The sequence below is a fragment of the Lutibacter citreus genome (assembly GCF_003260195.1).
GTDB lineage: Bacteria > Bacteroidota > Bacteroidia > Flavobacteriales > Flavobacteriaceae > Lutibacter > Lutibacter citreus.
On the sequence record NZ_QEIH01000005.1, the window covers coordinates 262,289 to 278,284 of the forward strand.

12 protein-coding genes are annotated in these 15,996 nt (G+C 31.2%); all 12 read left to right on the top strand.

Annotated elements, in window-relative coordinates; all coding sequences use genetic code 11:
* Positions 1 to 4 precede the first annotated feature (4 nt).
* The 12 genes from DAD81_RS12190 (at position 5) to DAD81_RS12240 (ending at position 15,838) form a co-directional block, all read left to right on the top strand.
* The gene (locus DAD81_RS12190; protein WP_111708545.1) at positions 5 to 1,507 is read left to right on the top strand and encodes a RagB/SusD family nutrient uptake outer membrane protein; all 1,503 of its coding nucleotides are present in this window, start codon (positions 5 to 7) and stop codon (positions 1,505 to 1,507) included.
* A gap of 18 nt (positions 1,508 to 1,525) precedes the next feature.
* Positions 1,526 to 3,592 carry a PKD domain-containing protein gene (locus DAD81_RS12195; protein WP_111708546.1) on the top strand — a complete coding sequence of 689 codons (2,067 nt, stop codon included), beginning with the start codon at positions 1,526 to 1,528 and terminating at the stop codon, positions 3,590 to 3,592.
* A 13-nt stretch (positions 3,593 to 3,605) separates the two neighbouring features.
* Positions 3,606 to 5,258, top strand: a complete 1,653-nt coding sequence (locus DAD81_RS12200; RefSeq protein ID WP_111708547.1) for a glycoside hydrolase family 16 protein — start codon at positions 3,606 to 3,608, stop codon at positions 5,256 to 5,258.
* 273 nt (positions 5,259 to 5,531) lie between these two features.
* A complete protein-coding gene (locus tag DAD81_RS12205; RefSeq protein ID WP_111708548.1) occupies positions 5,532 to 8,996 on the top strand; it encodes a hypothetical protein in 3,465 nt (1,154 codons plus the stop codon).
* A complete protein-coding gene (locus tag DAD81_RS20710) occupies positions 8,996 to 9,145 on the top strand; it encodes a hypothetical protein (RefSeq protein ID WP_157961123.1) in 150 nt (49 codons plus the stop codon). Before DAD81_RS12205 ends, DAD81_RS20710 begins: the two co-directional genes overlap by 1 nt.
* A gap of 69 nt (positions 9,146 to 9,214) precedes the next feature.
* Positions 9,215 to 10,471: a glycoside hydrolase family 17 protein gene (locus tag DAD81_RS12210; RefSeq protein WP_111708549.1), complete on the top strand. Its 1,257-nt coding sequence runs from the start codon at positions 9,215 to 9,217 to the stop codon at positions 10,469 to 10,471.
* A gap of 14 nt (positions 10,472 to 10,485) precedes the next feature.
* Positions 10,486 to 11,484, top strand: coding sequence for a glycoside hydrolase family 2 TIM barrel-domain containing protein (locus DAD81_RS12215; protein ID WP_111708550.1), 999 nt, complete (start codon positions 10,486 to 10,488; stop codon positions 11,482 to 11,484).
* 7 nt (positions 11,485 to 11,491) lie between these two features.
* Positions 11,492 to 12,985, top strand: a complete 1,494-nt coding sequence (locus DAD81_RS12220) for a glycoside hydrolase family 30 protein (RefSeq protein WP_111708551.1) — start codon at positions 11,492 to 11,494, stop codon at positions 12,983 to 12,985.
* Between the two features lie 15 nt (positions 12,986 to 13,000).
* On the top strand, positions 13,001 to 14,425 hold the full coding sequence (locus DAD81_RS12225; protein WP_111708552.1) for an MFS transporter: 1,425 nt from the start codon (positions 13,001 to 13,003) through the stop codon (positions 14,423 to 14,425).
* 294 nt (positions 14,426 to 14,719) lie between these two features.
* Positions 14,720 to 15,094 carry a hypothetical protein gene (locus tag DAD81_RS12230; RefSeq protein WP_111708553.1) on the top strand — a complete coding sequence of 125 codons (375 nt, stop codon included), beginning with the start codon at positions 14,720 to 14,722 and terminating at the stop codon, positions 15,092 to 15,094.
* A 189-nt stretch (positions 15,095 to 15,283) separates the two neighbouring features.
* Complete coding sequence (locus tag DAD81_RS12235) at positions 15,284 to 15,586, top strand: hypothetical protein (RefSeq protein ID WP_111708554.1); 303 nt, start codon at positions 15,284 to 15,286, stop codon at positions 15,584 to 15,586.
* A 15-nt stretch (positions 15,587 to 15,601) separates the two neighbouring features.
* Positions 15,602 to 15,838: a hypothetical protein gene (locus tag DAD81_RS12240; protein ID WP_111708555.1), complete on the top strand. Its 237-nt coding sequence runs from the start codon at positions 15,602 to 15,604 to the stop codon at positions 15,836 to 15,838.
* Positions 15,839 to 15,996: the final 158 nt, after the last annotated feature.

Genomic DNA, 15,996 nt, shown 5'->3' on the forward strand with positions numbered 1-15,996 from the left:
TAGTATGAAAAATATAAAAAACAGTATTGTGTTTATCATTATACTTTCAATCTTTGTTGGTTGTTCAGATGTTGTTGAGTTTGATCCGCATGATGAGTATGCTGTAACAGAAATAGATTATCTACAAACAGCGTCAGATTATAAAACCATGGCAGTAAGTTGCTATACACCTACACAATGGTTAAATGGAATAATGGTTATTGGAGATATTGCATCAGATAACGCAGTAGCTGGAGGAGAAAATGCTTCAGATGTGTTGACATTGCAAAATATAGATGATTATGATTATCAACTTTTAGCAAATAATAGTACACTAGAGGATTTATGGAAATCAGCTTACGAAGGTGTTAATAGAACAAATTATTTAATTAAATATAAAGATGCTAACCTTTTAGGTAATACAGTAGATTTTGATGGTAAGGAAGCTCTTTATGGTGAAATTTTATTTCTAAGAGCTTATTACTATTTCAATTTAACAAGAATGTTTGGAGATGTTGTTTTGTTTACAGACGGTAAATTAGGTATTTCAGATTTTGGAACTTTACAAAGATCACCTCAAGCAGATGTTTATGCTCAAATTGAAAAAGATTTAACGGATGCCATAAGTGTTTTACCTTCAACGGCAGCACAAAATGGACGTATTACAAAATATGCTGCACAAGCCTTATTAGGAAAAGCTTATTTATATCAAGAAAAATTTGACTTAGCAGCTTCTATGCTTGAAAATGTAGTGAATGGTCCATTTAGTTTAGTATCAAATTATGATGATATCTTCTTATTAGAGGGTGAAAATGGTCCAGAATCAGTTTATGAAGTACAGTATTCAAATGGTTCTCCATACTATAACTGGGGAGGTCAAACAAGAGGTCAAGGAAATTATGCGGTACAACAATGCGGGGTAAGAGGTTTAAATGGTTCTGCAGATATGCCTTATAATTCTGGTTGGAGTACAAATTTACCAACACAAGATTTAGCATTAGCTTATGAAGATGGCGATCAAAGAAAAGATGCTACTTGTTTTGATGTAGCTGCTTATGCTGCTAATAACCCAAGTCTTAATGTAACTTTCAACGTTGCACCTTTTAAAAATACCGATTTATATAATAAAAAGTATTTACCAAGAAAAGGGCAAACAAGCGGACAAGTTGAGTTGAATTATGAAAACAATCAACGTATAATCCGTTATGCAGATGTATTATTAATGGCTGCAGAAGCAAATTTGAGAGCTGCTTCAGCTAATTCAGGAAAAGCACAAATATATTTAGATAGAGTGCGAGATAGAGCTTTTGGAGATGAAGATCATAGAGTTACAGCTACAGTGCAAGCTGTTTGGGATGAAAGAAGACTAGAATTAGGTATGGAAGGTGATCGTTTTTTCGATTTAGTTAGAACAGGTCAGGCGGCTACAGTTTTAGGAAGTGGTTATAGTACAGCAACAAAAGGGTTGTTTCCAATCCCTCAAAGAGAAATTGATATTTCTGCCTTAACTCAAAATGATGGCTATTAAAAATTTAAAAAATAAATAATGAAAAAATTAAAAAATATATTTAGCACAATCTTAATTATAGCTCTGGTTTGGAGTTGTGAGGATGATAAGTTTGGCGAAACAGGTTTTATAAATGACATTGCTACTCCAGCAAATATTTCTGCTGGTGTAAATGTAATTCCTGATAATACAGGTCTTACACAAATATCACCCATAGGTGAAGGAGCGGTAAGTTATATAGTTGATTTTGGAGATGGATCTGAATTATCTGACCCGGTAACACCAGGAGATTATGTAGAGCATATGTATGTTGAAGGTTCTTATGAAGCTAAAATTACAGCTACAGGTATTACAGGTAAATCTGCTATAGGCACAAAAACAGTAACTGTATCGTTTAGAGCCCCTGAAAATATCGCTATCACAGCAGATATAGATAGTGCAAATCCATTTCTGTTAAATGTATCAGCAAGTGCTGATTATGCATCTAGTTTTTTGGTATTCTTTGATACTTCTAATCCAAATGAAGTAGGAACTCCTTTGGAGTTAGACGGAACTTTAAGTAATGAATATGCTGGTGTTGGAGACTACACTATTAAGGTTGTTGCCTTAAGTGGTGGAGCTGTATCTAGTGAGTTAGAAAAGGTAGTAACTATTTCGGCTCCTGTAATATTCCCTATTGATTTTGAAGTTTTTGATGCTTCTACATTTATAGGTTTTGGAGGAGCTTCAGCTAATGTAGTTGACAATCCTGATACAAACGGAAATTCATCTGCTAAAGTTGGAAAAATTGCAAAAGGCGGACCAGAAGTATGGGCAGGAAATGTTATTACTATGTCATCTCCAATTGATTTTAGCCTTAAAAAAGCAATGAAAATGAATGTTTGGTCTCCAAGACAAGGAGGGAAACTTATAATGAAACTTGAAAATCTTACCGATAGTAATATTTTCATTGAAAAGGAAGTTACTTTAAATGGGAATAGTGCTTGGGAAGAGGTTATTTTTAATTTATCAGATGTTGATGAATCTCAATCATATCAAAAACTAGTATTTTTCTTTGATTTTGGTGCTGTGGGAGACGGTAGTGCAGACTGGACATTTTATATAGATGATATTAATCAATCTATACCCGCAAGTGGTGTTACTGGATTACCTGGTAAATGGGTAATGTCACCAGAAGGAGGTGCTTTAGGTGTAGGTCCATCTTTTGGAAGTACAGAGTGGTGGAATTGTGATACTGATTGTGTTGGAGAAAGAGCTTGTTTTTATGATGATGTTTTTATTTTTGGACAAGATGGATCATTTTATAATGATTTAGGAGTAGATACTTGGATTGAAGGTTGGCAAGGAGGAAATGATTCTTGTGGAACTCCAGTTGCACCGCATGACGGATCAAATTCGGCAACTTATATTTATAATGAAAGTGCTGGAACTGTAACTTTAAATGGGGTTGGTGCATTCATAGGTATTCCAAAACCTTATAATGGTGGAGAATTATCAAGTCCTGCAGATGCTCCTGCTTCAATTACTTATAGTATTGAGTTTTTAGATAATGACACTATAGCCGTAGATATTGATGCTGGTGGAGCTTTTTGGCATTTTAAATTAATAAGAGCAGGTGTAGTAACTACTCCCTTAACCGGAACTTGGCAATTAGCTAATGAAGGAGGCGCTGTAGGTGTTGGTCCATCTGTTGGAGATGTTAGCTGGTGGAATTGTGATGCAGCTTGTGCAACAAGCAGAGCATGTTTCTATGATGATTTATATGTGTTTGGTGAAGATGGATCGTTTAAGAATGTTTTAGGTTCTGAAACTTGGACTGAAGCTTGGCAAGGTGGAACTGAATCTTGTGCTGCTCCGGTAGCGCCACATGATGGATCTATCCCTGCAACATATTCATATGACAGTGAAGCAGGAACATTTACACTTCATGGTAAAGGATCTTTTATTGGTTTGCCAAAAGCAGTTAATGGAGCAGAACTTTCTGATCCAAATGACGCGCCAGATGCAGTAGTATACAATGTAGAGTTTGTTGACCCCAACAATATAAACGTAAATGTTGATGTTGGTGGAGGTGTTTTTTGGCAATATAAGCTTGTAAAAATCTAAAAAAAATTAAATAATGAAAAACATAAAATATTATATCGGATTATTTTTAACGCTAACGTTAGTGTTTATTGGCTGTCAAGAGGACGATGCTACAGTTGGAGATATCATAGCGCCTACTAACGTTACTATTTCTGCAGAAATTGTAGGAGTAGATGCAGATAATCCTTACGGAGATGGTAGTGGAATTGTAAATTTTACATCTACTGCTGATAGTGAAATAACGTATCAATTTAATTTTGGTGATGGAAAAAGTGATCTAGCACCAACTGGTTCCATAGAACATAGATTTACCGTTACTGGAATAAATAGTTATACAGTTGTTGTGAACGCTGTTGGTACAGGTGGAGTTTTGTCTAGTACATCTATGAATGTAGAAGTATTTAGCTCATTCTCTGATCTTGATGCTGTAGATATGTTAGCAGGAAAAGCAATTGGAGGAACTAAAACTTGGTATTGGGCATCAAATATTCCGCTTCATGTAGGTTTAGGTCCTGTAACAGATGACTACGGAAGTGGTGAATTTGCATGGGAATCTTGGTGGAATGCTATTGGGCCATGGGATGAAGAAAAATCATGTATGTATACAGACGAATTTGTATTTACAAGATTAGAAGATGGTCTTACTTTTGAGCAAACTGTTGGTCCTGCGTTTATTCCAGGTACTTATGCTTCAGTTCTTGGTTTAGATGGTGATACTTGTTACGATGAAAATGTTGCTACAACAATGTTTGGTGTTAAAAATGTATCATTTGCTCCTTCATCTTCTAAAGCTGCTTTGGAAGGGACATATAATGAAGAACCTTATAGAGGAACAACATTTGAAATTTCAGATGGTGGTTTTATGGGGTGGTATGTTGGTGCAAGTACTTATGATATCATTTCAGTTACAGATGATTTACTAGAAGTTAGAATTATTGAAGCTGGAGGAGGAAATGCTTGGTATCAAAAGTTTACTTCTATTAAACCAGTTCAAGCAACTGAAACTTTAGTATGGTCAGATGAATTTGATACAGATGGAGCTCCAGATGCAGCAAATTGGACATATGATCTTGGCGCAGGAGGCTGGGGTAATGGTGAAGCTCAAACATATACAGATAATGCTGAAAATGTAGCAGTTTCTGATGGTGTGTTAAAGATCACAGCAAAGGCTGATGGAAATGGAGGTTATACATCTGCAAGATTGAAAACTGAAGGTTTACAAAGTTTTAAATATGGAAGAATTGAAGTAAGTGCAAAGTTACCAGCATCTCAAGGAACTTGGCCTGCAATTTGGATGTTGGGTGATAATTTTTCTACAGTTGGATGGCCAGCTTGTGGAGAAATTGATATAATGGAGCAAACAGGAGCAGATAAAAATACCTCATTAGGAACATTACATTGGTTAGATTTAGCTTCATCAACAAAAGCTAGTTATGGAGAAACAACTGCTATAGAAAATGTTTCAACAGAGTTTCACACGTATTCTTTAGAATGGACTGAAAATTCAGTAAAAATATTAGTAGATGATGTTCAGTTTTATTCATTGACTAATAATGAAGATTTACCTTTTAATGAAAACTTCTTTATGATTTTTAATATCGCAATGGGAGGAAGTTTAGGAGGAGATATTGATCAGGCATTTACAGAAGATTCAATGATTATAGATTATATAAGAGTTTACCAATAATTTGAGTTTAGGTAAAATTTTGACTAGTAAAGGTTGGTTTATCAAAACCAACCTTTCATTTAAATTTAAGTAAACTTAGTTGTTGATAGAAAGAAGTACAGCAATCAAATTTTTTACAATAAGTTACAGAGTGAATTTCAATATGTGTTTTAGAATTACACTAAAACAAAATTGAAGTAATAACTATTGTTTAAGCTTTAATGCGATAACATTTTTAGTTTAGAATATAAATATCACAAAGCCAAGAATAGGTTTTAAAATAAATTTCAAAAAATGAATAAGCAAAATTCAATGTTTATAGGAGGTACAAAAATTTCTTTTGAAGAAAATGAAGTAAAAGGGAAACAAGTTGTAATTGGGGATGAAGATTATTATAAAATTTCGAATGTAAACGAAATGCGTCCTTTTTTTATGAGTATTGTTAGTTACTCAAACCATTGGATGTTTATTTCAAGCAACGGAGGTTTATCTGCAGGTAGAAAAAATAGTGACAATGCATTATTTCCTTATTATACTGATGATAAAATAACAGAATTTGCTGAAATAGCAGGAAGTAAAACAATTTTAAAAATTGAATTAAAAAACAAAACTTATTTATGGGAACCATTCTCAAATAGGTATGAAGGTATTTATAATATTCAAAGAAATTTATATAAAAACAATTACGGTAACAAAGTAATTTTTGAAGAAATTAATATTGATTTAGGGCTAACTTTTAAATACAGCTGGAATTCTAGCGAAAAGTATGGTTTTATAAAAAAATCTGAATTAATAAATAATTCAAAAGAGATTAAAACTGTTGAGGTTCTTGATGGTTTACAAAACATTGTTCCTTATGGAGTTGGTGAAAATTTACAAAACGCCTACAGTAATTTAGTTGATGCCTATAAAAGAAGTGAGTTAGAGGTAGAAGTAGGGTTGGGGATTTATGCTTTAAGTGCAATAATTGTAGATAAAGCAGAACCTAGTGAAGCATTAAAATCTAACATTGTTTGGTCTTTAGGAATAGATAATCCACAATATTTAGTTTCATCATTACAATTAAATAATTTTAGAAGAGGAAAAGAAATTCAACAAGAGATTGATGTAAAAGCTGAAAAAGGAGCTTATTTTATTCATTTTGAAATTAAATTAGAAGCTGAAGCTAAAAAATCTTGGTTAATAATTGCTGATGTAAATAAATCAATTACTGCTATAAATCAATTAAAACATAAAATTAAAAATGAGCAAGATTTAGCTAGTTTAATTCAAATAGATATTAAAAACGGAACTCAAGAATTAGTTGAGTTAACCGGAAATGCTGATGGTATTCAACTAACAGCAGATAAATTGGTAAATACCCGCCATTTTGCAAATACTCTTTTCAATGCAATGAGAGGTGGGATTTTTGATGACAATTACCAAATAGAAAAAGCTGATTTTGTTACTTATATTTCAAAAGCAAATAAAGAAGTTTATAACCTTAAAAGTAAATTGTTAAATGAACTTCCAGAGTTATTTACTTTAAATTCTTTAAAACAAATTGTAAAAAAAGATTTAAATATAGATTTTAAAAGACTTTGTTTAGAATATATGCCGTTAAAATTTAGTAGAAGACACGGTGATCCAAGTAGACCTTGGAACAAGTTTTCTATTAATACAAAAAGTGAAATTGACGGTTCAAAAATATTAGATTATGAAGGTAACTGGCGTGATATTTTCCAAAATTGGGAAGCGTTAGCACTTTCATATCCAGAATTTATTGAAAGCATGATACATAAATTCTTAAACGCTACAACTTTTGATGGTTATAATCCTTACAGAGTTACAAAAGGTGGTTTTGATTGGGAGACTATTGAGCCAGATGATCCATGGTCTTACATAGGTTATTGGGGAGATCATCAAATTATTTATTTATTGAAATTTTTAGAGTTTAGCGAAAAATATTACCCAAATAAGCTAGCCGAATATTTTGGAAAAGACTTGTTTGTTTATGCAAATGTTCCTTATAAAATTAAGAGTTATTCAGATATATTAAAGAACTCAAAAGATACTATAGATTTTGATCAGAATGCTCAAGAGGCAATAGAGAAAGAAAGAGAACTAATAGGAGTTGATGGAGCTTTATTGAAAGATAAAAACAATACTATTTATAAAGTTAATCTTATTGAAAAATTGTTAGCTACAGTATTGGCTAAAGTTTCAAACTTTATTCCTGAAGGTGGTATTTGGATGAATACGCAACGCCCAGAATGGAATGATGCTAACAACGCATTGGTTGGTAATGGAGTTTCAATGGTAACACTTTATTATTTAAGACGTTTTTTAAGTTTCTTCAAAAAAATAGTAAATAATACTTCAATAGAGAATAACGAAGTTTCAACAGAACTTGTAGAATTTTTTAATGGTATAGTTTCAACTTTAGTTAAAAATAAGGAAGTTTTATCAGGGAAAATTACTGATATAGATAGAAAAACTGTTCTTGATGGATTAGGAATCGCTGCAAGTAATTATAGAAACACCGTTTATAAAAATGGTTTTTCAAATGCTAAAGAAACAATTTCAAAAAGTGATTTAGTAGTATTTATTGAAACAACTTTAAAATATATAGATCATACAATTAAAGCAAATAAAAGAGCAGATAATTTATACCATGCGTATAATTTAATGACTGTTAAAAATGAAACAGAAGTTTCAATTTCATACTTACCAGAAATGTTAGAAGGTCAAGTTTCTGTATTAAGTTCGGGATATATTTATGGTAAAGAAGCATTGGAATTATTAGATGCTTTAAAGAGTAGCGCACTTTTTAGAGAAGATCAATTCAGTTATATATTATATCCAAATAAAAACTTACCAGGATTTAGTGTTAAAAATAATATTCCTTCAGAAAAAGTACAAAAATCTCAATTAGTAAAACAACTTGAAAAAGATGGTAATAAAACAATTGTAGAAAAAGATGTGTTTGGAAATTATCACTTTAATGGATCTTTTAACAATGCAAGTAGCTTAAAAACGGCTTTGGAGAATTTACCAGAACAATACACTAGTTTGGTAAAAGAAGATTCACAATTGTTGCTAGCTGTTTTTGAAGAAGTGTTTGATCATAAGTCATTTACAGGTCGTTCAGGAACTTTCTTTGGTTATGAAGGTTTAGGTTCAATTTATTGGCATATGGTTTCTAAATTATTATTAGCTGTTCAAGAAGTTTGTTTAAAAGCAGTTGAAGATAAAGAAGATGAGGTGTTAATTGGTCACCTTTTAGATCATTATTATGAAATAGAAGCAGGTATTGGATTGCATAAATCACCAAAATTATATGGTGCATTTCCAACAGATCCATATTCACATACACCAGGAGGAAAGGGCGCACAACAACCAGGTATGACAGGGCAGGTTAAAGAAGATGTGTTGAGTAGATTTGGAGAATTAGGTGTTTTTGTAAATGATGGAAAAATTCATTTTAATCCAAGATTGTTAAGAGAAAACGAATTTTTAAAAGATGATAATACGTTTAAATACCAAGCTATTTCTAAAGAAAGTAAAGAAATTGAACTAAAAGAAAACTCACTTTGTTTTACCTACTGTCAGGTGCCTGTTATTTATCAATTATCTGATAAAGAAGGTGTTAAAATTAAATTTAACGATTCTAGTTTAATAGAATTAGAAGCACTTGAAATTGATAATGAAACAAGTTCAAAAATATTTAAAAGAACGGGAGAAGTAAATCAAATTACTGTTTTTATCAAAAAGAAATAATGAAATGTAAGTCTTTACATATACCTGGTTTGGAAGAAGCAGGAATTGCTGAAGTACTTTTTGAAGATTACAATTTTAAAGGGAAATCACCTCATTTTTGGCCAAAGTTGGTATCAGATTTTAAAGGGGAATATCGTACTAATTTCTGAGGGTTTGTCAATTAATCTTATGTTTCCATTTGGCTTTGGATTGCTTTATGAAGATAAAAATTAATAAATATGAAGATAAAAATATTGATAGGGTTTATTTTATTGATGCTTGTAAGTTGTTCTGAAAAACAAGAAAAGAAAGAGTTGTCTGCTAAAGAAATTTTAGGCAATCCAGCCTATTTAGCAATTTCTTATGGTGGTTATAGAGAAAATACAAGAGATGTTCAGCCAACAATTGAGGAGTTAAAGGATGATATGAAAATTTTATCAGCTATGAATGTTAAAATTATAAGGACTTATAATGTTCATTTAGCACAAGCTTCAAATTTATTAAAAGCTATTAGTCAGTTAAAACAAGAGGATGCAACCTTTGAAATGTATGTAATGTTGGGTGCTTGGATTGATTGTAAGAATGCTTTTACAGATATGGAACCTGATCATAATCAGGAAAGCGATAGAAATGCTGAAGAAATTGCAATAGCAGTTAAATTAGCAAAACAATATTCAGATATAGTTAAAATTATAGCAGTGGGTAATGAGGCTATGGTGCGTTGGGCTACAAGTTATTATGTGCAACCAAGTGTTATTTTAAAATATGTAAATCATTTACAAGGATTAAAAAAGAAAGGGGAGTTACCAAAGGATTTATGGATTACTAGTTCAGATGATTTTTCTTCTTGGGGAGGCGGCGATCCAACTTATCAAACCAAAGAATTAAAAGAATTAATTAAAGCTGTAGATTATGTTTCAATGCATACATACCCTATGCATAATTCTTATTACAATCCACAATTTTGGGTAGTGCCCAAAAATGAAGAAAACTTAACTAATGCTCAAAAAATTGATGCAGCAATGTTACGTTCTATTCAATTTGCTAAACAGCAATATAAAAGTGTTTCAACATATGTTAAAAGTATAGATTCAACCAAAACTATTCATATTGGAGAATCAGGTTGGGCAACGGTTTCAAACGGTCATTATGGTGTTAATGGTTCTAAATCGGTTGATGAGTATAAAGCAGGAGTTTATTACAAACAAATGCGAAAATGGACTGCTAAAGAAAAAATTTCATTGTTTTATTTTGAAGCTTTTGATGAGCAATGGAAAGATGCTAATAACCCACAAGGATCTGAAAATCATTTTGGTTTAATAAACTTAAAAGGACAAGCTAAATACGCCATTTGGGATTTAGTAGATAAAGGAATATTTAAAGGTTTAACAAGAAATGGAAAGCAAATTTTAAAAACTTATGAAGGTGATAAAAAGGCACTTTTAAAAGATGTTTTGGTTCCTCCAGCGAGTATTTCAGAAATTAATAAAGAATAAATTTTAAAAGCAAAATGAAGTTTTATAAAATCATATTATTAGTTGTTGTAGGGGTATTTATTTCCTGCGGAAGTAGAACGGATATAAATGAAGTTTCAATATCAAATAAAAAATTGTTAGTAAATAATAAACAATATTTAATAAAGGGTATTTGTTATCATCCAGTTTCAAAAGGGAAAGTTAAAAGAAGTTTTGAAAAGATAGATGAAGATTTAGCTTTAATGAAAGAAGCAAATATAAATACCATTAGAGTTTATGAACCAATTGATAATGAAGATATTTTAGATAAGATTAACAGTGCAGGGATAAAAGTAATTATTGGTTTTGGATATGATCAAGATGGAGTTTTTGATATAAAATCAGGAACTTTTATAGATTATGTAAATAAGTATAAGCATCACAAAGCTATTTTACTTTGGGAATTAGGAAATGAATATAATTACCATCCAGAGTGGTTTAAAGGAGATATTAACAATTGGTATTTAGCTATGGATAAAGCTGCACAGCTAATTCATAACAATGACAGCAATCATCCAGTTTCAACGGCACACGGCGAATTACCAAGTGATTTAGTTATAAAATCTTGTCCAAATATAGATGTTTGGGGAATGAATGTATATAGATGGGACAACCCTACTACAATATTTTCGGAATGGGAAAATATTAGCTCTAAACCAATGTATTTATCAGAAGCGGGAGGAGATAGTTATATGACAATTACTAAAGAAGGTTTTAACAAAGGAAACAATGAAAAAGCACAAGCAGCCGCAAATAGAAGCATTTTAAAAGCAGTTTTTAAAAATACAGAAATAGGTATAGGAGTTACTATGTTTTCATTTACTGATGGTTGGTGGAAAACCGGTAATCCTAGTTTGCAAGATGTTGGGGGTTGGGCACCAAATAGTAGCGGAATCCCTTATGATGGATCGCCAAATGAAGAGTACTGGGGAATAGTAGATATAGATAGAAATAAAAAATTAACGTTTGATGTTTTAAAGCAAGCGTTTAAATAATAGAATAATGAAAAATAATAAAACTTACATCATTTTGTTAATAGTGTTTGCCGTAATTTCTTCTTGTAAACAAGAAAATAAATTAAATGTTGAAGTGTATGAAACTTCAGCTGCAGGAAACCAATTAACACCAATTACAGAATTTAAAAAAGGTGAAATTTCAGCAGAAATAGCATTAAATGAAAATGAGAAATTTCAAACCATAACAGGTTTTGGAGGTTCTTTTACAGAATCTTCTGCTTACTTATTAAATAAACTATCTAAGAAAAAAAGAACTAAAATTTTGGAAGCTTATTTTGGTGAAAACGGAGCGCGTTATTCATTAACTAGAACACATATGAATTCTAGTGACTTTTCATTAAGTAACTATTCATATTCACCTGTAGAAGGTGATAAAGAGTTAAAGCATTTTACTATTCAAGAGGATAAAGATGATATTATACCTATGATAAAAGATGCTATGAAAATTTCAAAAGATGGTTTTAAAATAATTTCATCTCCTTGGACCGCAGCTCCTTGGATGAAAGACAACAACAATTGGGTTGGAGGAAAATTATTACCTGAATATTATGATACTTGGGCATTATTCTTTTCAAAATATATAGATGCTTACAAAGCTGAAGGTATTGATATATGGGGTTTTACTGTTGAAAATGAACCTCACGGAAATGGGAATAATTGGGAAAGTATGCATTATTCTCCTGAAGAGATGACAAATTTTGTTCAAAATTATTTAGGTCCAAAATTAGAATTAGATGGTAAAAAAGACGTGAAAATTTTGGGATATGATCAAAATAGAGAAGGCTTAAAAGAATGGGTTGATGTAATGTATAAAAACGAAGAAAGTTCTAAATATTATGCAGGTACTGCCATACATTGGTACGAAAGTACGTATGATTTTTTTCCTGAAGCATTACAATATGCACATTCAAAAAATCCTAATAAATATTTAATTCAAACAGAAGCTTGTGTAGATTCTGAAATTCCAAAATGGCAAGATGATGCTTGGTATTGGTCTAAAGAAGCTACAGATTGGGGTTGGGATTGGGCTCCTGAAGATCAAAAACATTTACACCCAAAATATGCACCGGTAAACCGTTATGCAAGAGATATAATTGGATGCCTAAACAATTGGGTAGACGGTTGGGTAGATTGGAATATGGTGTTAGATAAGCAGGGTGGACCAAACTGGTTTAAAAATTGGTGTGTTGCTCCGGTAATTGTAGATCCAGCAAAGGATGAGGTTTATTTTACACCAATTTATTACACATTAGCACATTTCAGCAAATTTATAAGACCTGGAGCAGTTGTAATTGGCGTTAAAAATTCAGACAAAGATTTAATGGTTACAGCGGCAAAAAATCCGGACCAATCTATTTCGGTAGTAATTTTTAATGAGCTTGATATTGAAAAATCAATAAGCTTAAAATTAAACGGTAAAACTGTAAAATTATCAATTGCAGCAAAAGCAATTCAAACGGTAGTAATACCAAAAAACTAAATTAACCTAATTATTATGAGCTCAAACAATACTAAAGTTTCATTCGGACAAAAAGTAGCATTTGGAATAGGAATGCTTGCCAATCAAATGTTTCCTGCTGCCTTAGGGATTTTTATGGTAGTTTTAGTTCAAGACTTGGGATTTTCGGGCTGGATGTGGGGAGTAATATATTTTTTCCCAAGAATATTTGATGCTTTTACAGATCCTATAATGGGCTTTATTTCAGACAACACTAGATCTCGTTGGGGGCGAAGAAGACAATATGTATTTTTAGGTGCTATAATTATGGGAATTTCATTTATCATAATGTGGCAACTTTATAGGGTAAACGGCATTGATTATAATTTTACTTATATCATGATTTGGTCGTTTTTATTTTATTTAGGATTAACTATTTTTAGTGTTCCTTATGTGGCTATGGGTTATGAAATGAGTAACGATTTTCATGAGCGTACCAATATTATGGCAATTGCACAATGGATAGGGCAGTGGGCCTGGGTTATTGCCCCTTGGTTTTGGGTAATTATGTATGATGAGAGTTTGTTTCAATCTGCAGATGTAGCTACCAGAACTCTTGCAGTATGGGTAGGGATTGTTTGTATGATTTTTGCTATGGTACCAGCTATATTCATTAAAAGTAAATCTACTTTAAATGAAGACTATTCGCCGCTTAATTTTAAAAATATAAGAGGAAGTCTTTGGAAAATATTGTATGGTTTTGTAGAGGCATTTAGAATAAAACCATTTAGACAACTTTGTATAGCAACCTTTTTAGTTTTTAATGCGTTTAATACAATTGCATCATTTACCTTTTTTATAATTGTGTACCATCTTTTTGGTGGTAATGCTAGCGCAGCTGGTATTTGGCCAACGCTTTTTGGCTCTCTGGGTGCTCTTGGAACAACTTTTTTAGTAATTCCTATTGTAACACGATTGTCTAAAACATTGGGGAAAAAGAAGGCTTTTATACTTTCGCAGGGAATATCTATTATAGGTTATATAATGCTTTGGTTTCTTTTTATTCCAGGAAAACCTTATATGTTCATATTTGCATTGCCATTTTTTTCATTTGGTATAGGAAGTCTATTTGTATTAATGATGTCCATGACTGCAGATGTTATAGATTTGGATGAATTGAATACTGGAAAACGTAGAGAAGGTACATTTGGTGCTATTTATTGGTGGATGGTGAAATTTGGTTTTGCTATTGCGGGAGGTTTAAGTGGAGTGATTTTAAGTTCTATAGGATTTGATTCTGGTGCAGAAACCCAAACTGAAAGTGCAATTATTGGTTTGAGACTCGCTTTTTCTGGGTTGCCAATACTAGGAACACTTATAGCAATGTTTGTTATGCGAAATTATAATGTAACTGAAGAACGTGCTAATGAAATAAGATTAGAGTTAGAGCAAAGAAAGGCTGTTATTTTAAATGAAAAATAGAATTATTTTCATAAAATATTTTAACTTTATTTTAAATTAACGTAACAATAAAAAATAGCTAAATATCATTGCCTTTTTAATTTTTTTTATTATAAACTAGTATACTAATTGCATATGCTTGTGTTTTATATTTTGCAATTAAAATGTAAAAGAAGTTATAATAAAAATACTAAATAAGAGCGGTTATCCCAGTTTTTGAAATGATAAACAGTATTTTTTAAAAGGATATGACGAGTTGTATACAATTTTGAAACGAACATTTAGTAAAAAATAAAAATTGTAGAAAGATTAAAAATGAAAAAGAATAATTATCTGATTTTATTATTATGTATTGGACTGATTTACTCTTGTGGAGAAAAGAAATATGAGGATTATGACGAGAATGAATTTAATGAGGTACAAGGAGTAATTACTAAAGTTAAACAGAGCTCAAGCCCTTTTGATTCTTCGAGAATAAGAGATATTGAATATTTCTATTATTTAGGAGAAAAAGAACCTTTCAGAGGTGGAGAAAAAAATATTGATTTATATTTAAATCCTGGACAACCAATTGTTGTTTTAGTTCATAAGAAAGATTCAACGATTAACTTTTATGGTTATAACGAAACGATAAATATCAATGATTTCGAAAAGGAGCAAAATACATTAGGAATGAGACAAACTTACTGAATGAGTAAAAAAATAGTATACAACACCTCATAAAATTTATGCTTACATTTAAACTAAATAACGAACTGACAAACATTTAATTAACGATTTGCTAGGGCAGAAAAATCTCAGATTTTCCAGTCTCACAAATCTTATAAAAATTCGTTCTATGTAATTTAAGAGAAATCGTTAATTATAAACATATACATTATGAAAAAAATATTTTTATTATCATTTATAATCCTTTTCGGACTAAAATCATTTGCTCAAGAAACGGGGAATGATAGTTACACAATTCAACGATTATTAATTTATAATCAAAAAGGAGAAGTATTATTGGAAAAAAACGATTTTGGCTGGATGACTCCTGCATTAAGACATAATTCTAAAACAACAATTAAAGATGGATTAATGAATTTAGCATCTGAATTTGGAGTGAAAGTAAATAGTCCTAAAATAGCTGCAATTTTTATGTTTATGTCGGACTATAAGCCGATTTCACAATTTAGATAGCACTATAGTTGTAATATGGTTGATGGAAAACTGAAAGTACCTGAAAACAAAAAAGATGCTCAATGGTTTTCAATTAGTAAAGCAATTGAAATGATGTCTTTACCAGACACTAAAGCACCGCTTGTAATAAGAGATATGACTAAACAGTTATTATATTATCCTGAAATAATTTGGGGAGGAACATTTCTTTTAAGTAAAAACGAAGGGAAAATAACATACAAAACAACAGAGGAATTTTATCCTTTGAAATAAAAAATGCCAAAGAACAAAGTATAAAATTTACGCTTATTTTTAAACTAAATATTAACGATAAAAATCTATCAATCCGATTTGCTAAAACTGAAAAATGTCCAATTTTCCAGTTGCATAAATCTTAAATTAGACCCTTATAGTCAATTAACTACCTTGAA